Source organism: Microbacterium kyungheense (assembly GCF_006783905.1).
Taxonomy (GTDB): domain Bacteria; phylum Actinomycetota; class Actinomycetes; order Actinomycetales; family Microbacteriaceae; genus Microbacterium; species Microbacterium kyungheense.
In genome coordinates this window covers 1-21,358 of record NZ_VFPE01000006.1, presented here as the reverse complement: position 1 = coordinate 21,358, position 21,358 = coordinate 1, and the positions used below count along the sequence as shown (strand labels likewise).

The window sequence follows — 21,358 nt, the reverse complement described above, 5'->3', positions numbered from 1 at the left end:
ACGCATTCGCCCGACGCCGTCCGCGTCTCAGGCGCTGTCGCGATCGAGGAGGATCCGATGACCGTCCGCTGCACGCTCGGTGTCGACATCGGCACGTCCAGCAGCAAGGGCGTGCTCGTCGACGAGACGGGCCGCATCGTCGCCGTCGCGACGCGTGCGCACGAGGTCTCGCGTCCGCGCACCTCGTGGGTGGAGATGGATGCCCACCTCTGGTGGGACGAGTTCGTATCGCTCGCCCGTGAGCTGCCCGAGCGGGCGCGCGAGCAGGGGATCGACCCAGAGATCAGCGCCGTCGGCGTGAGCGGCATGGGCCCCTGCGTCCTGCTGGCCGACGAGCACGACGAGCCGGTGCGCCCGGCGATCCTCTACGGCGTCGACATGCGGGCGGGCGCTCAGATCGCGCGCCTGACCGACGAGCTCGGCGCCGACGAGATCGTCCGGATCGGCGGATCGACGCTCACCTCTCAGGCCGCCGGTCCGAAGATCGCGTGGATCGCCGATGAGGAGCCCGAGGTGTTCGAGCGGGCGCGGCGGCTGTTCATGCCGGCGTCCTGGCTCGTCCGCCGGCTCACCGGCGCCTACGTGCTCGATCACCAGTCCGCCAGCCAGTGCTCGCCGCTGTACGACGTCGAGGCCGAGGCGTGGCACGAGCCCTGGTGGGACCGCTACGCGTCCGGGATCGAGCCGCCGCGGCTGGCGTGGGCGGGTGAGGTGGCCGGCGCCGTGACGGATGCCGCGGCCGCTGCCGCCGGCATCCCCTCGGGCACGCCGGTCATCACCGGCACGATCGACGCGTGGACCGAGGCGGTGAGCGTCGGCGCACACGAGGACGGCGACCTCATGCTCATGTACGGCACCACGATGTTCCTCATCGCCACGGGCACCGAGACGCTGCGCACCCCCTCGATGTGGACGACCGTCGGCGCATTCCCCGGCACCCGCAACCTCGCCGGCGGCCTGGCGACGTCGGGCGCGCTGACCGCATGGCTGAAGGGCATCACGGATGCCGACTACCCGGCGCTCCTCGCCGAGGCCGAGGTCTCGGGGCGCGGTGCGCGCGGCCTCGTCCTGCTGCCGTACTTCGCCGGCGAGCGGACGCCGATCCAGGACCCCGACGCGCGCGGCGTCATCGCCGGGCTGACCCTCGACCACACGCGCGGCGACCTGTACCGCGCTGCCCTCGAGGCCACGGCGCTCGGGGTCCGTCACAACGTCGAGACGATGCGTGCCGCGGGCGCCGACATCCGCCGCATCGTCGCCGTCGGAGGGGGCACCCAAGGCGGGCTGTGGCTGCAGATCGTGTCGGATGCGACAGGCCTCGTGCAGGAGGTGCCCCGCACGACCATCGGCGCCTGTTACGGCGCCGCGTTCCTGGCGGCCGCGGCGACGGCCGATGCGCCGCCGCGCATCGCCGACTGGAACCCCGTCGCTCACACGGTGCGCCCCGACCCCGATGCGGCGACCTACTACGACGAGCTCTTCGAGCGCTACCTGCGTCTCTACGCCTCGACGAAGGAGCTCGTCCACGAGCTCGCCGCCGAGCAGCGGCGGGCGCTGCCCCAGGGGGCGATGGCATGACCGGCCCGTCCGAGACCCGCAGGCGTGCCCGCGGCATCCCGCACACCGCCGAGCGGGCAGCCTTTCCGCTGGGTGGCATCGGCACGGGCAACGTGTCACTGGGCGCGCGCGGCGAGCTGCACGACTGGGAGCTCGAGAACGCCCCCGACAAGGGGCGGATCAACCCGTACTCGTTCTTCGCGATCCACGCCGCGCCGCTCGACGACGAGGGCGCCGACGCCGGCGACGCCGTCACACGCGTGCTCGAGGCGCGCATCACGGGGCGCCGCGACATCGACGCCGGGTTCCTGTTCGAGTGGCAGGCGGGCCTGCCACGGCTGCGGGCGGCGACGATGCACGGCGAGTACCCCGTCGTCGACATCGACTTCGACGACGACGTGCTGCCGGTCGACGTGTCGCTGCGGGCGTTCACGCCTCTCGTGCCGCTCGACGCCGACGCGTCTGGCATCCCCGCCGCCGTCCTGCGCTACCGCGTGACGAACCCCGCGGACCGATCGGTGCGCGTCACCGTGGCCGGCAGCGTCAGCCACACCGCCGGCCGCGGCGAGGGCCCGTTCGGCATGCGCGCGCAGCAGACGGTGCGCTGGCGCGAGGAGGACGGTGTGCGGGGGCTCGACTTCGGCATCGGGCTTCCCGAGGACGATCCCGGCTACGGCACGCTCAGCCTCACGACGACCGACGCGTCGACCACCGCCAAGCCGCAGTGGGTCACCGGGTTCTGGCCCGACGGCGCGCGCCTGTTCTGGAGCGACTTGTCGGATGACGGGATGCTGCAGCCCGAGTCCCGCCTGACGCTCGAGGACCGCCCGCGCGGCCTGTTCGCCGACTCCGCCTCGGCGGGGCCGATGAGCGAGGAGGAGCTGTTCGAGCGCCTGCCGCGGCTGCGCACCGGATCGCTCGGGATCGTCCACGAGCTGGCACCGGGCGAGAGCCGCGATTTCGAGTTCGTGCTCGCGTGGAGCTTCCCGAACCGGGTCCGCTCGTGGCGCGGCAACATCGTCGCCGACGAACGCGCCGACCCGGGCACCGTGCGCAACCGGTACGCGGTGCTGTGGCCGGACGCGTGGGGTGCGGCATCCCATCTTCATCGTGAGCTGCCCGCGCTCGAGGCGACCACGCTCGCCTTCGTCGACGCGCTCTACGGCGGCACCCTCGACCCCGTCGTCGCCGATGCGGTGGGCGCGAACATCGCGGCGACGCGGTCGACCACGGCGTTCGTCGTGGAGACGCCGAACGCCGACCTCGGCGACGGGCCGGTGCTCGCCGCGTGGGAGGGCTCGTTCTACCATGTCGGCTCGTGCGAGGGCACCTGCACGCACGTGTGGTCGTACGCGCAGACGATGGCGTGGCTGTTCCCCGCGCTGGAGCGCAGCGCCCGCCGCGTCGAGTTCCTGCTCGAGACCGACGACGCGGGGGCGCAGAAGTTCCGCAGCAACCGCGTCTTCGGCGGCCAGCCGTGGTTCATGGGACCCGCGGTCGACGGACAGCTCGGCACCTTCCTGCGCCTGCACCGCGAGTGGCGGTTCTCGGGCGACGACCGCTTCCTGCGCGAGGCGTGGCCCGCGGCCGTGCGCACGCTCGAGCATGCGATCCGCGAGTGGGACCGCGACGGCGACGGCCTGCTCGACGGAGAGCTCCACAACACGTACGACATCGAGTTCCACGGGATCGACCCGCTCGCCAACGGCATGTTCACCGCGGCGCTGCGCGCGGGCGCCCGCATGGCGGCGCACCTCGGCGAGACCGCGCGGGCGGCGGACTGGCTCGACCGGGCCGACCGGGTCGCCGCAGGCATGGACGCGCTGCTGTGGAACGGCGAGTACTACCGGCAGGTGATCGACGACGTCGACGCGCACCGCTACCAGTACGGCGAGGGCCTCCTCTCGGATCAGCTGCTCGGCCAGTTCCACGCGTGGATCAACGGCCTCGGCGACCTGCTGCCGCGCGAGCACCTGCGCAGCGCCCTCGGCGCGATCGTCGCGCACAACCACCGTGCGGACCTGACGTCGCATGAGAGCACGCAGCGCGTGTACGCGCTCAACGACGAGGGCGGGCTCCTGCTCGCCTCGTGGCCGCGTGGCGGGCGGCCCTCGATCCCGTTCGTCTACTCCGACGAGGTCTGGACCGGCATCGAGCACCAGGTGGCCGCATCCCTCGTCTACGCGGGTCTCGCCGACGAAGGCCTCGGCCTCGAGCGCACGCTGCGCGCCCGCTACGACGGCGAGTACCGCAGCCCGTGGAACGAGATCGAGTGCGGCAACCACTACGCCCGCTCCCTCGCGTCGTGGGGACTGCTGCTCGCGTTCAGCGGCGTGCAATGGGATGCCCCCGCCCGCACGCTCTCGTTCGACCCCGCTGTCGGCGGCCCCTTCCGCGCGCTGTTCACCGCGGGCGACGCGTGGGGGCGCGTCGAGATCGACGGCGACGAGCTGACCCTGCACGTCGACGGCGGCTCACTGACCCTGGAGCGGCTCGAACTGCGCGGCCGGCCCGTGCACGTCGCGGCCGCCCCTTCCTTCACCCTGACGGCCGGCGAGAGCGTGACCGCTCGCTCGGGTGCCGCCGTCGCAGACCCCTCACCTCAGGAGACCCCATGACCGGCTATGCCCTTCCCACCGTCCGCGAGCACCAGGCCGCGCCGCCGAAGACCGCCTACCTCATCGCGTCGGGCGACCTGCGCGAGTCGGCCAACGCCGCCGGCTGGCCCACGCAGGTCGAGCTCGAACACGGCGTCACCGGCGTGCTGAACGACCTCGGCTGGCAGGTGATCCGCGCCAACGACGTCGACCCGGCGACCGGCCACGGCTTCATCTCGAGCCAGCGCATGGGGCTCGAGGTCTTCAAGACCATCCCGTCGGACGCACCGCTCGTCGTCGCCGAGGCGGTCTGGCAGTATTCGCACCACGTGCTCGCCGGCCTGCGCACACACGAGGGGCCTATCCTCACCGTCGCGAACTTCGCCGGCGACTGGCCGGGACTCGTGGGCCTTCTGGGGCTCAACGCCGGGCTCACCAAGATGGGCAAGGAGTATGCCTCGATCTGGTCGGTCGACTTCACCGACGACTGGTTCAAGAACGGCATCCGGGAGTGGACCGAGACCGGCGCCATCACGCACGATGCGTCGCACGTGCGCCCGCTGCCGGAACTCCCCGACACCCCCGAGGTCGCGCTCGGCCGGGCGCTCGGCGACCAGCTGCTCGCCGACAAGGCCATCATCGGCGTGTTCGACGAGGGCTGCATGGGCATGTACAACGCGATCTTCGACGACGAGCTGCTCAACCGCACCGGCATCTACAAGGAGCGCCTGTCGCAGTCGGCGCTGTACGCCGAGATGCTGAACGTCACGGATGCCGAGGCCGACGCCGACCGCGACTGGCTGACCGACCGCGGCATGACGTTCCGCTTCGGCACCGACGAGGCCACCGAGCTCACCGAGGCGCAGGTGCGCTGGCAGCTGAAGATGTACATCGCCGCGCTGCGCATCGCCGACGACTTCGGGCTCGACGCCGTGGGCATCCAGTACCAGCAGGGCCTGAAGGACCTGGTGCCGGCATCCGATCTCGCCGAAGGCATGATCAATTCGACCGAGCGCCCGCCCGTGCTCTCGCGCGACGGCTCGCGCGAGCTGTTCGCCGGGCGCGCGTTCCCGCACTTCAACGAGGCCGACGAGGGCGTCGCCGTCGACGCGCTCGTCACCGACCGGGTGTGGACGGCCATGGGCCTCGTCCCCGACAACACGCTGCACGACGTGCGCTGGGGCGAGGACTACGACGGGCGGTTCGTGTGGGTGTACGAGATCTCGGGCTCGGTGCCCGCTTCGCACCTGGGCGGATGGGACAAGGCCGAGGGCTGGCGCCAGGGGCCGGTGTTCTTCCCGGCGGGAGGGTCGACGATCAACGGCGTCTCGAAGCCGGGCGAGGTCGTCCTCTCGCGCGTGTACATCGCCGACGGCGTGCTGCAGGCCGACATCTTCCGCGGAACGGTCGTCGAGCTGCCCGCCGAAGAGACACAGCGCCGCAAGGACGCGACCAACCCCGAATGGCCGATCGCGCACGTGGTGCTGCACGACGTCACGCGCGACCAGTTCATGGCGCGCCACAAGGCCAACCACGCACAGGTCGTCTATGCGCCCGACGCCGAGACCGCCGACAAGGCGCTCGTGGCGAAGGCCGCGATGCTCGACCGCATGGGCATCCGGGTGCACCTCATCGGCCGCGTCGACGCGCTGTGACGACCCGCGAGGACGAGGGGATGCCGCACGACGTCGACGGCCGTGCATGGACCGAGGCCGTCGTTGACGGGCGCTGGCTGCGCCCGGCGCCCGTCGACGGGCCGCGCGAACCGCGATGGGGCCACCCGGACGGTCTGCAGCTCGGTCTGCCGCCGATCGGCGGGCCGCGCGGCCTGCTGCGGCTGTACACGCCGTATCTCGGCCAGCCGCGTGATCGCCTGCTGAACTTCATCGCGGTCGAGCCGATCCCGGCCGGTCACGTCGAGCGCGGGTACTCCGAGCTGGAGCGCAGCCGCCTGGACGACATGCCGGGACTGCGGCTGTGGTCGACCGACGACCACGACGACCCCGGCCTGCGCGACCCGCGTGAGCCGTCGCGGGGCACGGTGGCCGTCGTCGACGGCGTCGAGACGCTCACCGTCGACGTCGCGGTCGAGCCGTTCGCCAACGGCGCCGACGTGTGGGTGCGCACGGTGTTCCGCGCCGACCGGCCGCACGAGATCACCGTCGCCGCCTACCGCCGCCCGTCGTCGGTGGAGCTGGAGGCGTGCGTGCTGACGGCGACCATGGGCAACTGGGCGCGCCTGCGCACCCTGCGGCTCGCAGGGGGCGACGCCCACGCGGGTGCGCTCTGGCCGGACTACACCGATGCGCATTTCGCGGCGCACGCCCGCTTCGGTGTCGACAGGCTGACGCGTGACGACACCGGTGCCGTCGCGGTGTCGGCGGTGCCCGACGAGTCCGAGCCCCACCTCGCCGAGCACGCGCCGGGCACCGCCGCGCACTGGACCTACGTGGGGGTGCCGGCGGTGCAGACCTGGCGCGCAGAGGATCCCGACCCGGCCCTGGTCGCCCAGGTCAACGGCCGCTACACGTACTGGATGAGCGAGGCGCCCATCCCCGGCGGGATCGCGTTCGAGAACTTCGAGCTCGTCGAGCCGTTCCGGCAGGGCCGCGCGTTCACCTTCTCGGCAGAGCCGCTCTCGCGGGTTCCGTAGCCCTTCGGGGGAGTGGATGCCCCACCGCCGCGGCCGGCCGGGGTGAGGCATCCATTCGTCACATCCGGTGGACGCGGCGCGAGCGCCGGACGGTCAGGAACGCGCCGAGCGCGATCGCGGTGAGCGCGCCGAGCGGCACGAGCGGCGACACCGCGCCGCCGCCGGTCGCGGGAAGCGGCGTCGGCGGACGCGGTGCGTCGGCGACATTGGTGAGCGTGACCTCGGCGGTGACCGGCGTGCTCGTCTCGGACATCGGCAGGGTGACGCGGCCACGCGTGTCGGGGACGAGCGTCTGACCGCCGACCGTCCATGTCGGCGTGCCCCAGTTGACGCCGTCGATCGGGGCGGGCGCGACCTCCTGCGCCTCGATGATGGTGCTCACCGGGAAGTAGGGCGAGTACAGCGTCACGTTCGGCTCGAGCTCGACCCGCGTCTGCGGTGCGCCGTCGATCCACCAATCCACCGGGAACGTCGTCCCTTCGGGCACGCTCGCCGCCCCATCGCCGTCGACGACCTTGGTGACGGCCATGCGCGTCAGGGCGACGACGGAGTTGGTCAGCTCGAGCACCGGCGTCTCGCCGAGACCGATCTCGACGGAGCTGCCCGGGTTCCAGGTGGTGCCGCTCCACGTGTAGCCGGGTGGCAGCGCCGAGGCGTCGGGTGGTTCTTCGATCAGCTGCACCGTCGTGCCGACCGGGAAGGTGATCGTGTTGCCCGAGGTGTCGATCGGGCCGGCCGGCGTGCCGTCGGCCGGGAGCGAGAACCGCCCGGCCGTGGCCGTCAGGTCGGGCTCGCGCGCGACGTAGTCGATCGTGAACGAGTCCGTGAGCAGCTCGTCCGGGTCGATGCCCGCGAAGTCCTTCTGCACGAGGAACGTGCCTCGCAGCACCGAAACGTCGTTGGTGAGCGTCGCGTGCACGACGGCCTGGTCGTCCTGGCCGATCACGAGCTGAGCGAGCGAGAATCGCGCGCCGAGCCACGTCAGGCTGCGGACGGCGGGAGCCGTGAGCTCGGTGTAGGTGATGACGGTGCCGTAGGGGAAGAGCATCGGCTGGCCGGATTCATCGACCGGCCCGACCGGGGCACCGCCTCCGGGGAGCCTCAGCGTGCCCGTGCGCACCTCGCCCGTCGGCAGGGTCGCGGTCCACGCGACCGTGAACTCGAGACCGGGCGGCACGTCGTCGGGGGACACGCCCTCGAACGCCTTCGACAGCGTGAACGTGCCTTCCCGCAGGGCGTTGGCGACCTCGATGGAGATGTCGCCCGTCTCAGGCAGTGGGATGTCGACGATCGCGGACTCGAGCGGGCCGGCGCCCTCGAAGTTCTCGGGCCGGTACGTCGTCGTGACGCCGTCGACCGTGACGTCGATGACCGGCAGCTCCCACGCCGCGGGGTCGACGGGATCGCCGTTCAGCGTCGGCAGGAGCTCGGCGAGCTCCAGGGTGTCGGTGTCGGCCTCGACGTCGTCGATGGACTGCGGATCGCCGACCGGCAGGTCCACCGTGGTGCGGGTGCCGGGCGGGTCGGTGTTGTAGCTCACCGCGTAGCCGTAGGCGGGGTCGGCGGCATCCCCCGTCGCCGCCTTCACGATCGTGATGGTGCGCGGGACGTCGATCGGCGTGACCGCGTTGGTCAGCTCGACCGCGACCGTGCCGTCGTCGCCGATGACGAACGTGCGGCCGGGGTTCCAGCCGACGCCCGACCACTCGTAGCCGTCGGGCGGAGTGACGCCGGACAGGTCTTCGGTGAGGACGATGCGCGTGCCCGAGGGGAACTGGCGGCCGACATCCACGACGGCGCCGTCGAGGGGCACGTTCAGCGTGCCCTCGTCGATCTGGGTGGTTCCGTCCCAGGCCGTCCAGCGTACGGGGACGAACGCATCGGCCGGAACATCGACCGGGTCATCGCCGAGGAAGTCGATCGACTTCCTGACGCTGAAGGTGCCCGTGAGCGGCGTGGCGGCGTTCGAGACGACGATGTCGGCGGTGCCGCCACCGACGGTGAGCGGGTTGGGGGTGATCGTCGCGTCGCCCCACTCCCATCCGGGCACGCTCTCGGGCTCGATCTCTTCGAACGTCACGACGGTGCCGATCGGGAACTGCTCGCCCACCGCGACGGGGCTGCCGTCGGCGGGCACCTCCAGGGTTCCGACCGACACCTCGCCCTCGGGGTCGACGGCACGGTAGTTGACGGTGAAGGTCGTGCCTTCCGGAAGCTCCGACTCCTCGATGCCCGACAGCTGCTTGCGCACCGTGAAGGTGCCGTTCACGGCGTTGCAGGGGATCTCGCTGGAGAAGAGGAACGAGTGCACCTCGCCGCCCCTGATCGTGACGTTCTGGGCGATCACCTGACCGTCCAGAGGCGCGGCGGTCACCGTGACAGACGCGTCGGGCGCGTAGATCGAGCCGTCCATGCGGGTCTGGCCGGCGGTGACCTCCACGTCGCCCGTCAGCTGCGACAGGTCCCAGACGACGTACGGGGAGTACTGCCCCTGCGGGTCGATGCGCGCGCCGGTCACCGTCGTCGTACCGGCGGGCACGCGGATCACGAGCGGGTTGGTGACGCCGGGCGTCGGGCTGCCGGCGGAGAACTGGATGAGGGTCGCCCCGGCGAGCAGGGAGTAGTCCAGCACGTTGGGCTGGTCGGCGCTGAGCGGTCCCAGGACGATGCGGTCGCCCACATGCTCTGCGACGCCGACCTCGTACCCGATCCCGCCCGTAGGGTCGGCGATGTCGGCGAAACAGGCCGACGCCTCGTCCCATGACGCCTGCCGGCCTGCCTCGACGTAGTCGGCGACGGCGGTGCTCGACGTGTTCGCCGTGTAGATGCTGCCACCGCCCGTCGCGCCGGCCGGCGGCGCGGCGCTCGCGGGGTACTGCTGGTGGGTCGCGTCGATCAGCGGTGTCTGGTCGGGGTTCGAGGGGTTCTGGTTGAGCCGGATCCAGTCCGCGCGCGCGAACGGCTGCCACGGCCCGTCGCGCTGCACCATCTTCAGGTCGCCGAACAGCGCCGGATCCGCCGTTCCCGCACTGGTGATGGCCAGGATGCCGGTGCTGTCGGTGCTGTACTGCCCGACCAGGAAGCGGGTCGGATCGCCGTCGACGCTCGGCAGGTCGTAGGCACCCGTGCCGGCCGAGACGTGGATGATCGTGTACTGACCGCTGCTGCCCTGCACCGTGGCGGTGCCGCCGACGGCGATGCTGCCCTCGGTCTCTTGATTCTGCAGGAGCGCATCCTCGCGCGCGTATACGGTGAAGCCGCCAGCGATGGCGAACGGGTTCACCGAATCCGGATACGCGGCGACGGCCGGAAGCGCGGTCACGGCGACCGCGCCGGTGGCGGCGAGTGCGGTCGAGAGTGCTGCGGCCAGGAATCGGCGCACGCGGGGACGATGAGTAGTGCTCACAGGGATGCTCCTCTTGCACCGCCTGGTCTCCCCCCGGGCAGTGCGACGCAGTCGGGCTCTGTCGTGGGAATCAGTACACCACACCCTGCCCCCGGCGTCACGTGACTCGGCAGCCGAACAGGCGGATGATGGGGGCCATGGCGGTTCTCGACGACGTACGGGCCATCGCGCTCGGCTTCCCGGGCGTGGTCGAACGCGTCGACGGTCACCGGCGCGCGGCCACCTGGCGCACGCCCACCGGTGTGTTCGTCTGGCAGCGAGGCCCCAGCGGCCGCGATCTCGAGCAGCTGAGCGCGATCGGCCGCGAGTGGCCCGACGGCGAGGTGGTCGGCGTCCGCACCGATGGCGAGCAAGGCAAGCTCGCGCTCATCGAGACCTACCCTGATGTGTTCTTCACCATCCCGCACTTCGACGGCTACCCAGCGGTGCTGCTCCGGCTCGACGCGATCGATGCTGAGCTGCTGCGCGAGGTCGTGACCGACGCGTGGCTGCTGAAGGTGCCCAAGAAGATGGCGAACGAATGGCTGGCGGCGCACCCGCCCGCCTGATCCCTGCGAGGGCCGGTGTCGCCGGAACGATGAGAGACCGGATGCCGCAGCCGCAGCATCCGGTCTCTCACCGTGGGAGCGTGTCCGGCGTTACTCGCGCGCGAGCGCCGCGAGGGCCTCGAGCTCGAGGTCGAGATACTGCTCCTCGCTGACGTCGACGCCGACGCCGAGCAGCTTGCCGCCCGTGAAGGGGAAGCCGCCGGAATACTGTCCGCTCACAGAGTCCCCGCTGTCGAAGCCGACGCACAGGCCGTCACCGGCGAGCGTGAACTTGCCGACCTGCGCGCGCATCGGACCCTCGGCGACGACCTGGTCGTCGACGTAAAGCTTGGCCGTGCCCAGCGACTCACCGTGCTCGCCGGCGCCGTCGCGGATGAACTCGACGCCCAGCGCGTGCTTGCCCGGTGTCAGCCCGCCCGACGTGAAGGTCTGCTCCGGCGGGATGCCGAGGAAGTTGTACACATAGTTCAGCGTGTTGTCCTTGATGAACAGCGCGTGCCCGCCGAAGCGCGAGCCGTGGGCGAAGAGCACGCCCTCGGCACCCTCCTCGAGGATCACGTCGGCGATGATCTTGTACGACCTGCCGCGGACGTTGACCGCGACGCTCTCGGCGACGGCTGTCGTGTCGGGGTAGTAGATGTATCGCGTGCGCGCCGGCTCGCTCTGCGGCCGCTCGATCGTGAGCTGGTCACGGGCCGATCGGTCGTCGAGGGGCAGCACGTTGTTCTTCTCCGCCTCTTCGAACCACGCGTCGATGAGCTCCTGGAGCTTCTCGGGATGCTCGGCGGCGAGGTCCTTCGACTCCGACCGATCGACGTCGACGTGGTAGAGCTCCCAGCGATCCTCGTCGAAGCGGCCGTGGCCGGTGAGCGGAGCGTGGATGGCGGCGGCCTTCCAGCCGTCCTTCCAGACGCCGCGCGTGCCGAGCATCGCGTAGTACTGCACCTTCTTGGCGGTGGGCCCGTCGGGTTCCGCGTCGAACGAGTACTTCATCGAGACGCCGTCGAGCGGGCGCTGCTCGACGCCGCGGAACACCGACGGCATCTCGATGCCGATGACGTCGAGGATCGTCGCGACGATGTCGGTGGAGTGGTGGTACTGGTGGCGGATCTCGCCCTTGGCCGTGATGCCCGCCGGCCAGTGGATCACCATCGGGTCGCATGTGCCACCCGAGAACTGCGAGTAGCGCTTGAACATCTGGAAGGGGGTGGAGAACGCCGTCGCCCACCCTGTCGGGTAGTGGTTGTACGTCTCGGGACCGCCGAGCACGCCGATCTTGTCGAGGTTCTCCTTCAGGTCGTCGGGGAAGCCGTTGAAAAACTTGTTCTCGTTGACCGAGCCGTCCGGTGACCCCTCGCCCGAGGCGCCGTTGTCGGCGCAGTAGAAGATGAGCGTGTTGTCGAGCTGCCCCGAGTCTTCGAGGTAGTCGATGATGCGGCCGATCTGCACGTCGGTGTACTCGCTGAAGCCCGCGAACACCTCGGCCATCCGGGCGAAGAGGCGCTTCTCGTCGTCCGACAGCGTGTCCCAGGGCTTGACATAGTCGGCCGCGTTCGCGTGGTCCTCGGGCATCGGGTTGATCGGCGTCAGCGCGGTGTCGGCCGGAACGATGCCGCGTTCGATCATGCGGGCGAGCACCCACTCGCGGTACGCGTCGTAGCCGTCGTCGAAGGCGCCCTTGTACCTGTCGATGTACTCCTTGGGGGCGTGGTGCGGCGCATGGTTGGCGCCGGGGCAGAACCACGTGTACCAGGGCTTCGACGGGTTCGACGCGTTCTGGTCGCGGATGAGCCGGATGGTCTGGTCGGCGAGGTCCTTCGACAGGTGATAGCCCTCCTCGGGCGTGTACGGCGGTTCGATGAAGTGGTTGTCCTCGGCGAGGTCGGGGTACCAGTTGTTCGTCTCGCCGCCGAGGAAGCCGTAGAAGCGGTCGAAGCCCATCGCGAGCGGCCACTGCTCCTTGCTGCCACCGGTGGAGACGTCCTCCTCGGGGACGTTGTGGTTCTTGCCGACCCAGAACGTCGAGTACCCGTTCTTCTGTAGCACCTGGCCGATCGTCGCGCACGACTCCGGGATGTGGCCCGACAGCCCGGGGAAGCCGTTGGTGCCCTCCATGATGTTGCCCATGCCGTTGACGTGGTGGTTGCGGCCGGTGAGGAACGTCGAGCGCGTCGGCGAGCACAGCGCGGTGGTGTGCCACTGCGTGTAGGTGAGGCCGTTCGCCGCGAGCCGATCGAGCGTGGGCATGTTGATGCGCCCGCCGTACGGCGACCACGACGCCATGCCGGTGTCGTCGTACAGGATCACCAGCACGTTGGGAGCGCCCTCCGGCGCCTTCGGACGTTCGTACGGACCCCAGTCCGCGACCGAGTCACGGACGTCCAGCTTGATCGTCCCGTTGAACTCTGCGGTCATGTTCACTCCACCTTCGCTCCCGAGGCGCCGCATGAGGGCACGGCGCACCTCGAAGCTATCCACTGCGCGACACGAGCGGAAGGAATGCCACGAGGGACGGGACCGCTACGGTGAGTCCGACAGCCGACACCCTTCCGGACCAGGAGGCATGCCCATGGGCGCCGTCATCGGAGACATCCTTCCCCTCGCCCTCGGCGTGGCGATCAGCCCCATCCCGATAATCGCGGCCATCCTCATGCTGCTGTCGCCGAAGGCGCGCGTGACGAGCGTCGGGTTCCTCCTCGGCTGGGTGATCGGCATCGTCGTGGCGGTCACGGTGTTCACGCTCCTCTCGTCGGTGCTGCCCGAGGACGACCCGGATGCCTCGAAACCGATCCAGGGCGTCATCCAGTTGATCCTCGGCGTCCTGCTCCTGCTGCTCGCCGTCCGCCAGTGGCGCGGGCGGCCGAAGGCCGGCGAAGACCCGAAGATGCCGAAGTGGATGCAGGCCATCGACAAGGTCACGTTCCCGGTCGCGTTCGGCCTCGGCTTCCTGCTGTCCGCGATCAACCCGAAGAACCTGCTCATGGCGGCGGGCGCCGGCGTCGACATCGGCTCGGCCTCCCTCGAGACCGGTGAGATCGTGCTCGTGATCGCGATCTTCACGCTGCTCGCGGCATCCACTGTCCTCGTCCCGGTCGTCGGGTACCTCATCGCCGCCGACAGGCTGCGCGGACCGCTGGACGCGCTGCGAGTCTGGCTGGGCCGTGAGAACGCGATCATCATGGCCGTGCTGCTGCTCGTGATCGGCGTCTCGATGATCGGCAAGGGCATCGGCAGCTTCTAGGCCGTTACGGTTGTGGGGTGACGTCTGCGATCCACGACCAGGTGCTGCTTCCCGGCGGCACGTTCACGATGGGCTCCGACGAGTTCTACCCCGACGAGCAGCCGGTCCACGAGCGTGAGGTCGCACCGTTCCGCATCGACCGGTACGCCGTGACGAACGAGCAGTACGCCGCGTTCGTCGACGACACCGGCTACGTCACCGTCGCCGAGCGCGAGCTCGACCCCGCGAACTTCGAAGGCGCCGACCCCGCCGACCTCGTCCCGGGCGCCATGGTGTTCACGCCGACGCCGGGGCCGGTCGACCTGCGGGACTGGCGCAACTGGTGGCGCTGGCAGCCCGGCGCGTACTGGCGCCGGCCGTTCGGGCCGGAGTCGTCCATCGACGAGCGGCTGCGGCATCCCGTCGTCCACATCGCCTTCGAGGATGCCCAGGCCTACGCCAGATGGGCGGGACTCCGCCTGCCCACCGAGACCGAGCACGAGTACGCCGCCCGCGGCGGGCTCGACGGCAAGCGGTTCGCGTGGGGCGACGAGCCCTACCCGGGCGGCGTGCCGCAGGCGAACTCGTGGCTCGGCCGCTTTCCGTACGACAACCAGGGAGTGGGGGATGCCGCTCCCGTCGGCTCGTACGAGCCCAACGGCTTCGGGCTGTACGACATGACCGGAAACGTGTGGGAGTGGACCACGGACTTCTACACGCCGCGGCACCTGCGACTGTCGGACAAGCCGGTGGATGCCGGCAAGCGCGCGAACCTGCTCGCCGCCGCCAGTGCCCAGGACGGCTTCCCGTCGATCCCGCGCCGCGTGCTCAAGGGCGGCTCGCACCTGTGCTCGCCTGACTACTGCCTGCGGTTCCGGCCCGCGGCGCGCTCGCCGCAGGCCGAGGACACCGGCATGTCGCACATCGGCTTCCGGCTCGTCGGCGACGTCTGACCGGTCGCCGGGCCACCGGCGCGGCTGCGATCAGGCGGTGGGGAAGACCTGCGCCCAGTCGTCGCGGACGCTGATGACGGTGATGCCGTCGGCAGCGAGCGCCTGCTCGGCGCCCTTGTCGTACGGGGCGTCGCCACGGCCCGTGTCGTCGTCGTGATGCACCAGCAGTGCGAGGCTGCGGGGGTTCCCCTGCGCGAACCGCAGCATCGGCACGTCGCCGTTCGAGTTGCCGGCGGCGAGGATCGGCCGGCGCCCGGTCCGCATCCAGATGCGGACCGGCTTCTCGGGGCCGTCGTCGAAGAACGCGAGCTTCGGCGCGTAGCGCACGGTGTTCGTCTCGGCGTCGTACGTGAGGCCCATCCCGGTGCCGACGACCCGCTCGGCGGGGATGCCGTAGTTCGCCTCGGTCATCGGGCGCATGAAGTCCCGCTCGCCGCCGGACACGATATAGGTCGTGAAGCCGTTGGCCTCGAGGAACCGGATGAGCTCGACCATCGGCTGGTAGACGACCTGGGCGTACGGCGTGCCGAGGGTGAGGTGGCGCGCCTCGCGATAGAACTCGGCGACGGATGCCGCGTACTCGTCGACGCTGACACCGCCTGAGGCGCTCGCGACCGCGGCGATCAGCAGCCCGAGGTCGGCGTCGTCGCCGGCGTAGTGCCTGTCGATCGCCGCGCTGAGCCACGACATGTCGCCGCTGGCGGCGGCCTGGTACGGCTGCGTGTCGGCGAGCGACGGATCAGCGGCTGCGGCGGCCTTCCACTGCTCCAGCAGGTAGTGCAGCTGCGTGGGCATCGGCTTCTCGGTCCAGAGCGTGCCGTCGTTGTCGAACACGGCGACACGTGCCTCGGGCACGACGTAGTCCGGGCCGTTCTCGTCGGTCACGGCGGCCACGAAGTCGAAGATTGCGGTGCGCGTGGCGGTGTCGCGCCACGAGGGCAGGGAGTCGCTCATGCCGCGACTCTAGCGGTGGCCCGCCGCGCCGTCGCGGAGGTCTCCGTTCGCGGCGAGGAAGGCCTCGTAGTCGGCGCGCGACAGGTCCGCATAGGCGTGCGACCACTCCAGGATGGCCTCGGCCGCGATCCGCCCGTTGCCGAGGTACCCCGCCAGCTCCGTCACCATCGGAGACTGCGCGTGTGCGCGAGCCAGCGTGACGGCACACGCCTGCGCGTACGTGGCGAACGGGACGTCCTCGAGCGCCTCGGCCGAGATGCCGCCCTTCATGTCGCGGAACTGGCGCACGTAGAAGTCGCGGCCCTCGGGCCCTCGGGCGTGACCGAGGAACGGGTCCGAGAAGGCCTGCAGGGTCTTCTGCAGTGCGACCACCCGCGCGCCCTGGCCGTGTTCGGCGATGAAGTGGTCCGCCTCTGCCGGCTGCTCGATCCCGCCGTACTCCGAGAGGACGCTGCGACCGGCTTCTTTGACCTGCAGCAGCAGGGGCCGACCGTCTCCATCCTGGAAGACGGTGATCCAGCAGCGCGTGCCGACGCTCCCGACGCCGACGACCCGCCGTGCGATGTCGGCGAAGACGTAGTCGTAGAGCAGCACGCGGATGCTGATGTCCGCGCTGGCGATGTACGTCTCGATGTAGCCCTGCAGGCGGCTCGCGAACTCGGACTCGACATGCGTCATCGTCGGCGGCTGGTCGACGAAACGGCGACGCCCGTCTTCGCCGAGCTGCGTCAGCTTGCGGGCCGCCTTGTCGCCGGTGCGCTTCTTGGCCTCGCGGATCGCGGCGCGCATCGCGCGCCGGGACTGCGGGTCCATGATCGCGAGCGCCGCAGCCACATCGGAGTGCAGGTAGTAGCGCTCGAGGGGTGAGGACCCGACCGACGACCTGATCGCGCGGGCATAGGCGTAGACCGCACCGCGGACCGCGGCATCCACCACCGCCTCGTCGCGCGACGTGGCTTGGCCCGCGATGACCACGCTGGCGATCAGACGCTTGAGGTCCCACTCCCATGGCGCCCACGCCGCCTCGTCGAAGTCGTTGAGGTCGAACACGAGGGTGCGCTGCGGCGACGCGTAGAACCCGAAGTTGGCCACATGCGCGTCGCCGCACGACGCGACGAGGATGCCGCTGTGCGGGTCTCGGGCGAGATCTGCCGCCTGCAGCGCCGCGGTCGCCCGGTAGAACGCGAACGGGTTCGCCGACATGCGCTCGGTGCGCAGCGGCACGAGCTCTGGCACGCGCGTGCGGTTCTGCGCATCGAGGATCGACAGCGGGTCGCGTCCCGATGTGGTCAGCGTGGAGAGGGAGCGGCGCGGCGTCGCCTTGCGGGCGGCGAGCCCGCGTTCCAGATGCTCCGCCGTGCTCATCGGCGCGGTCCAGTCGTTCTCGGAGATCGTGCTCATGTCGTCATCGTCCCTCCGCCTCTTGCACGTCGCATCACCCTCGTCAGATGACGTCGTGGTGCTCCGCTGAGTCGAACAGCCCCAGCTCGGTGGCCCGCTCGATCGCGGCGTCGCGCGAGGCGACCCCGAGCTTGCGGTAGATGTGGGCGAGGTGGGTCTTGATCGTGTTGGTCGACAGGAAGCATCGCTCGGCGATGTCGGCGATCGTGTACCGGGTGGGCAGGTAGCCGATCAGCTCCCGCTCGCGGGGCGTCAGCTCGTCGACGAGCCGTTCGCTGCGCGCCGATCCCTGGCTTCGCAGGCGCTCCGCGATCACCCGCCCGAACTCGGCGCGCCCGGTCGGCACCTCGTCGAGCAGATCGAGCAGCGGCGGCCCGACCCGCAGGAACGGGCGGGCCAGGCGGTCGTCCTGTGCACGCTGCAGGGCGGCCTCGAGGTGCTCCCTCGCGGCCACGCGGTGCCCCTCGGCGAGGCAGAGCCAGGCGGTGAGGGCGTCCGCCTCGATCAGCGCGATCGGGTTCGGCTGCACGCCCGCGGCCCTGAGCTGGGCGAGCCGCTCGCGCGCCTGTGCCGTGCGCCCCGCGCCGACGAGTCCGGCGACCTCTTCGAACGCGACCGCCGACCATTCGGTCGCCGGCGCGGGGAGAGCGCCGCGACCGCCTTCCAGGCGCGCCTCGCGCAGTGAGATCGACAGCAGCGCCTGGCGCACCAGCGGGGGCGGCGGACCGAGGGCCTCGACGTCGTCGGCGAGGTCGAGCGGATGGATGAGTCGTGAGGCGACGTGGGCGAGCCAGAGCAGCTGCGTGCGGTTGTTGGATGCCGCCGCCGCGACGGCCACGGCGAGCGAGGCCGCGCCCGCTCCGGCCTCGCCCCGCTGGATGCACACGAGTGCGCGTGCGAGGTGGGCGTCGGCGGGAGCGGGGTGACCGTGCGCGCCGATGTCGCGCTCGACGGCGAGTGCTTCGTTCGCGTGCTCGGAGGCGCTCGTGAGCAGGCCCGAGAGCGCTTCCGCGACCGCCAGCGAGCCGAGCGCGTGCACCCGATGGCGGGGATACGCGAGCGCGGCCGGTGAAAGGGCTGCGGCGAGGTGCGCGCGTGCGTCGTCGATCCGGCCGAGCATCAGCAGCGCCCGTCCGGCCGACACCTGGCTGATCAGCTGGAGCAGCGGACGTGACGTCAGGCCCATCAGGTCGGGCGGTCCGGCGTCGGGGTGCGCCGCCAGCAGGGCGAGGGCCTCGTCCGCGATGCCCGCGAAGAGCTCGGGGTGCGGGCTGAACTGCACCTCCGCGGCGAGGTAGGCCAGCGCGATCTGGCGACGGCCGACGGTGAGGCGACGGTCGGCGAGCCGCTGCAGCGTGTCGACGGCTGATCTGGTGTGCCCGCTCATCGTGTTCGCGATCGCGAGCAGCAGCACGGCGTCGGGTCGTGCCACCCGCACCTCGGGCGGGACCATCGAGAGCCAGTGGGCGATCTTCGCGGCGCGCACCTCCTCGGACGGGTCGGGCCCGAGGCCGAGGATCAGGTCCATGGCGCGCGTCCAGCGGCGCCCGCGCAGCAGATAGTCGACGGCGGTGTCGGTGTCGCCGGCCGCGAGGAACCAATCGGCGGCCGCTTCGAGCACGCCCTCTTCGACGGCGGGCTCCGTCGCGCGGAGCCGATAGATGAGCAGATCGCGGAACAGCCGGTGCAGACGGAACCAGCCGGGGCGGCCCGGCACACGCACGAGGAACAGCGAGTCGCGCTCGAGCGCGGTGAGGAAGTCGTCGCCGCCCGCGACGTCGGCGACCGCCTCGACCACGCCCGCCGACACCTCGTCGAGCACCGCCAGCCGCATGAGGGCGCCGCGCCGCTCGGGGCGCAGCCCGTCGAGGACCTCGACGCTGAGATAGTTCATGACGAGCTGGTCGGTATCGGTGAGCTCCTCGACCACGCGGCCGGGGTCGTCGGCGAAGCGCAGCCGCAGCGCCGTGAGCTGCACGCCCGCCGCCCACCCCTCGGTCTGCGCGGTGACCGCCGCGGCGGTGGCGGGGCCGATGTGGCGTCCGGCGATCGCGGACAGCACCTTGCCGGTGGTCTCGTCGTCGAAGGCCAGTTCGCGCTGGCGGATCTCGACGAGGTCGTGCTCCAGCCGGTGCCGGCTCCAGCCGAGGTTCAGGTCGACGCGCGACGAGAAGATCGCGTGCGCGTTGGGAGGGAGGAGATCCACGAGCCGCCACAGATCCGTCAGGACCGCGGTCCTTCGAGAGGTGGTCGAGGTCGTCGAACACGAGGACGAGGTCGCCCGCGTCCGCCAGCCGTTCCGCGAGGTCGACCAGGAACGGTTCGCCCAGCCGTGCCCTGGCGGTGACGGCGGGCGGCTCCGGCGGCGAGAACCGCGGCGCGACCGCTGCGATCCCCGCGCACAGGCGGCGCGCGAACGCGCCGACGGCACGGTCCGCGGCCGTCAGATCGAACCACGCGACGGCGAGGGTCGGGACGCGACTGCGCCCATCTGCGTGAACAGAGGACCGTCTTGCCCGCACCAGCCGGAGCCACGACGAGCGCGAGCGGCGAGACGAGGGCCGCGTCGAGCTGCCGCCGGAGAGCAGGGCGATCGACGGCGTGCGGAGGCATTCTGCGAGGTTCGACCACTGGCATCCCTTTCCTCAGGGGCGCGCGGTGGCCTAAATCATCCCACAGGGGTGACGTGGCGGCGAGAGCCATGCTGGAGGAGTTGTCGCCTGCGGGAGCCCGAGCGCTGCGGGCGCATCGTCTCGAAGGGGGTCACGGTGCACGATCAGACGGTCGAGATCGTGGTCAGCGGGCCGCTGAGCCCGGACCTCGTCGTCACGGCGCTGGAAGGCTTCACCGTCACGACCGACGCGCAGGGACGCACGCATGTGGTGGGTCCCGTGCCCGATCAGGCACGGCTGATAGGGCTGCTCGCGATGTTCGACGGGCTGCACATCGCCGTCATCTCGGTGAATCCCATCGACGACGGGGATTCTCACCCGCATCGGGTGACGTGACGCCCGAGGACGCGACCATAGCGTGCCTGTGCCAGAACGACAGAACAGGAGAACGTAATGAGCAGTGCAACAAGCGGCCGCACCGGGTGGGCGGGCTGGGGCGTCTTCGCCGGAGTCATCCTCCTCATCAGCGGTGTCTTCGGCGGGCTTCAGGGACTCGTCGCCATCGTCGGGCCCGACGCCTACTTCGCCGTCGTGGACGGCTCACTGTTCCTCTTCGACGTGCAGGGCTGGGGATGGTGGAACCTCATCATCGGGGTGCTGCTGATCCTGACGGGCATCGCCCTGCTGGCGGGACAGACGTGGGCGCGGGTGGTCGCGATCATCCTCGCGGCCCTGAGCGCGATCGGGCAGCTGATGCTGATCCCCACGCAGCCCTTCTGGGCGCTGGCGATCATCGCCGTCGACATCCTCGTGATCTACGCGCTGACGGCCCACGGCCGTGAGCTGAGGATCGAGGAGTAGCCCCCGGTGAGGCCCGGCCCGGGACCCGGACCCGGGCCGTCACCCCTCAAGCGGCGCCGACGACGGCGCGCAACGGCGAAGGAGCGAGATGGAAACCGTACTCGTCATCCTGCAGGCCTGTGTGGTGCTCGGCGCCATCGTGCTCGGTGTCCGCACCGGCGGGCTCGGGCTGGGTCTGTGGGGCGTCGTCGGCACGACGATCCTGGTGTTCGTGTTCCGGCTCGAGCCCGGTTCGCCTCCGATCGACGCGTTCTTCATCATCATCGCGGTCATCACGGCGTCCTCGGCCATGCAGGCGGCCGGCGGCATCGACTACCTCGTGTCGATCGCGTCCAAGATCATTCAGCGCAACCCTCGGCGGCTCACCTACGTGGCGCCGGTCGTGGCGTTCGTCTTCACCGTGCTCTCGGGCACGTCCAACATCTTCTTCGCGCTCATCCCGGTGATCTACGAGACCGCGTATCGCAACGGGCAGCGCCCCGAGCGCGCGCTGGCCGCCTCGACGGTGACCTCGGGTCTCGGCATCACTGCGAGTCCGGTGTCAGCGGCGATGGCGGCATACCTCGTCCTCATGGCGGGCACCGGCTATGAGCTCA

General features: G+C 70.8%; 15 protein-coding genes. 10 read left to right on the top strand and 5 right to left on the bottom strand.

What is annotated here, in order from left to right; genetic code table 11:
* Positions 1 to 57 precede the first annotated feature (57 nt).
* From FB391_RS16160 to FB391_RS16145, 4 genes are read left to right on the top strand one after another with little or no spacing between them, the layout of a single operon-like run.
* A complete protein-coding gene (locus tag FB391_RS16160; RefSeq protein WP_141896095.1) occupies positions 58 to 1,578 on the top strand; it encodes an FGGY-family carbohydrate kinase in 1,521 nt (506 codons plus the stop codon).
* On the top strand, positions 1,575 to 4,175 hold the full coding sequence (locus FB391_RS16155) for a GH116 family glycosyl-hydrolase (RefSeq protein WP_141896092.1): 2,601 nt from the start codon (positions 1,575 to 1,577) through the stop codon (positions 4,173 to 4,175). Before FB391_RS16160 ends, FB391_RS16155 begins: the two co-directional genes overlap by 4 nt.
* Positions 4,172 to 5,809: a fucose isomerase gene (locus FB391_RS16150; protein ID WP_141896090.1), complete on the top strand. Its 1,638-nt coding sequence runs from the start codon at positions 4,172 to 4,174 to the stop codon at positions 5,807 to 5,809. Before FB391_RS16155 ends, FB391_RS16150 begins: the two co-directional genes overlap by 4 nt.
* A 20-nt stretch (positions 5,810 to 5,829) precedes the next feature.
* Positions 5,830 to 6,807 (top strand): hypothetical protein, encoded by a 978-nt coding sequence (locus tag FB391_RS16145; protein ID WP_141896088.1) that lies wholly within the window; start codon positions 5,830 to 5,832, stop codon positions 6,805 to 6,807.
* 58 nt (positions 6,808 to 6,865) lie between these two features.
* Here FB391_RS16145 and FB391_RS16140 read toward each other — a convergent pair whose 3' ends face one another.
* Entirely contained in the window at positions 6,866 to 10,213 is a 3,348-nt protein-coding gene (locus FB391_RS16140) for a DUF5979 domain-containing protein (protein WP_185843138.1), read from the bottom strand.
* A 137-nt stretch (positions 10,214 to 10,350) separates the two neighbouring features.
* Here FB391_RS16140 and FB391_RS16135 point away from each other — a divergent pair, with 137 nt between their 5' ends.
* Positions 10,351 to 10,761 (top strand): MmcQ/YjbR family DNA-binding protein, encoded by a 411-nt coding sequence (locus tag FB391_RS16135; protein WP_141896085.1) that lies wholly within the window; start codon positions 10,351 to 10,353, stop codon positions 10,759 to 10,761.
* Between the two features lie 90 nt (positions 10,762 to 10,851).
* Here the strand turns inward: FB391_RS16135 and FB391_RS16130 are convergent, their stop codons facing one another.
* Positions 10,852 to 13,176 carry an arylsulfatase gene (locus FB391_RS16130; RefSeq protein ID WP_141896083.1) on the bottom strand — a complete coding sequence of 775 codons (2,325 nt, stop codon included), beginning with the start codon at positions 13,174 to 13,176 and terminating at the stop codon, positions 10,852 to 10,854.
* Between the two features lie 154 nt (positions 13,177 to 13,330).
* On the opposite strand from FB391_RS16130, the gene FB391_RS16125 reads away from it, so the two are divergent.
* Positions 13,331 to 14,002, top strand: coding sequence for a GAP family protein (locus FB391_RS16125; protein WP_141896081.1), 672 nt, complete (start codon positions 13,331 to 13,333; stop codon positions 14,000 to 14,002).
* A 17-nt stretch (positions 14,003 to 14,019) separates the two neighbouring features.
* A complete protein-coding gene (locus FB391_RS16120; RefSeq protein WP_281286447.1) occupies positions 14,020 to 14,934 on the top strand; it encodes a formylglycine-generating enzyme family protein in 915 nt (304 codons plus the stop codon).
* A 30-nt stretch (positions 14,935 to 14,964) separates the two neighbouring features.
* On the opposite strand, the gene FB391_RS16115 is transcribed toward FB391_RS16120, so the two are convergent.
* From FB391_RS16115 to FB391_RS16105, 3 genes are read right to left on the bottom strand one after another with little or no spacing between them, the layout of a single operon-like run.
* Complete coding sequence (locus FB391_RS16115; protein WP_141896079.1) at positions 14,965 to 15,888, bottom strand: HAD family hydrolase; 924 nt, start codon at positions 15,886 to 15,888, stop codon at positions 14,965 to 14,967.
* A 9-nt stretch (positions 15,889 to 15,897) separates the two neighbouring features.
* Positions 15,898 to 17,289, bottom strand: a complete 1,392-nt coding sequence (locus tag FB391_RS16110) for a DUF2252 domain-containing protein (protein ID WP_141896077.1) — start codon at positions 17,287 to 17,289, stop codon at positions 15,898 to 15,900.
* Between the two features lie 43 nt (positions 17,290 to 17,332).
* The gene (locus FB391_RS16105) at positions 17,333 to 19,495 is read right to left on the bottom strand and encodes a winged helix-turn-helix domain-containing protein (RefSeq protein WP_141896076.1); all 2,163 of its coding nucleotides are present in this window, start codon (positions 19,493 to 19,495) and stop codon (positions 17,333 to 17,335) included.
* 562 nt (positions 19,496 to 20,057) lie between these two features.
* Between FB391_RS16105 and FB391_RS16100 the strand changes: the two genes are divergently transcribed.
* The 3 genes from FB391_RS16100 to FB391_RS16090 all read left to right on the top strand — a co-directional run.
* Complete coding sequence (locus FB391_RS16100) at positions 20,058 to 20,297, top strand: hypothetical protein (protein ID WP_141896074.1); 240 nt, start codon at positions 20,058 to 20,060, stop codon at positions 20,295 to 20,297.
* Positions 20,298 to 20,354: 57 nt separating this feature from the next.
* A complete protein-coding gene (locus tag FB391_RS16095) occupies positions 20,355 to 20,762 on the top strand; it encodes a DUF7144 family membrane protein (RefSeq protein WP_141896072.1) in 408 nt (135 codons plus the stop codon).
* Between the two features lie 88 nt (positions 20,763 to 20,850).
* Positions 20,851 to 21,358 (top strand): anaerobic C4-dicarboxylate transporter family protein (locus FB391_RS16090; RefSeq protein WP_221886316.1); only part of this gene is annotated, 508 nt, incomplete at its 3' end.

Coding starts and splice junctions, on each gene's coding strand:
- FB391_RS16130 (WP_141896083.1), bottom strand. CDS start 13,176: ATGACCGCAGAGTTCAACGGGACGATCAAGCTGGACGTCCGTGACTCG.
- FB391_RS16095 (WP_141896072.1), top strand. CDS start 20,355: ATGAGCAGTGCAACAAGCGGCCGCACCGGGTGGGCGGGCTGGGGCGTC.
- FB391_RS16125 (WP_141896081.1), top strand. CDS start 13,331: ATGGGCGCCGTCATCGGAGACATCCTTCCCCTCGCCCTCGGCGTGGCG.
- FB391_RS16115 (WP_141896079.1), bottom strand. CDS start 15,888: ATGAGCGACTCCCTGCCCTCGTGGCGCGACACCGCCACGCGCACCGCA.
- FB391_RS16150 (WP_141896090.1), top strand. CDS start 4,172: ATGACCGGCTATGCCCTTCCCACCGTCCGCGAGCACCAGGCCGCGCCG.
- FB391_RS16160 (WP_141896095.1), top strand. CDS start 58: ATGACCGTCCGCTGCACGCTCGGTGTCGACATCGGCACGTCCAGCAGC.
- FB391_RS16135 (WP_141896085.1), top strand. CDS start 10,351: ATGGCGGTTCTCGACGACGTACGGGCCATCGCGCTCGGCTTCCCGGGC.
- FB391_RS16155 (WP_141896092.1), top strand. CDS start 1,575: ATGACCGGCCCGTCCGAGACCCGCAGGCGTGCCCGCGGCATCCCGCAC.
- FB391_RS16110 (WP_141896077.1), bottom strand. CDS start 17,289: ATGAGCACGATCTCCGAGAACGACTGGACCGCGCCGATGAGCACGGCG.
- FB391_RS16145 (WP_141896088.1), top strand. CDS start 5,830: ATGCCGCACGACGTCGACGGCCGTGCATGGACCGAGGCCGTCGTTGAC.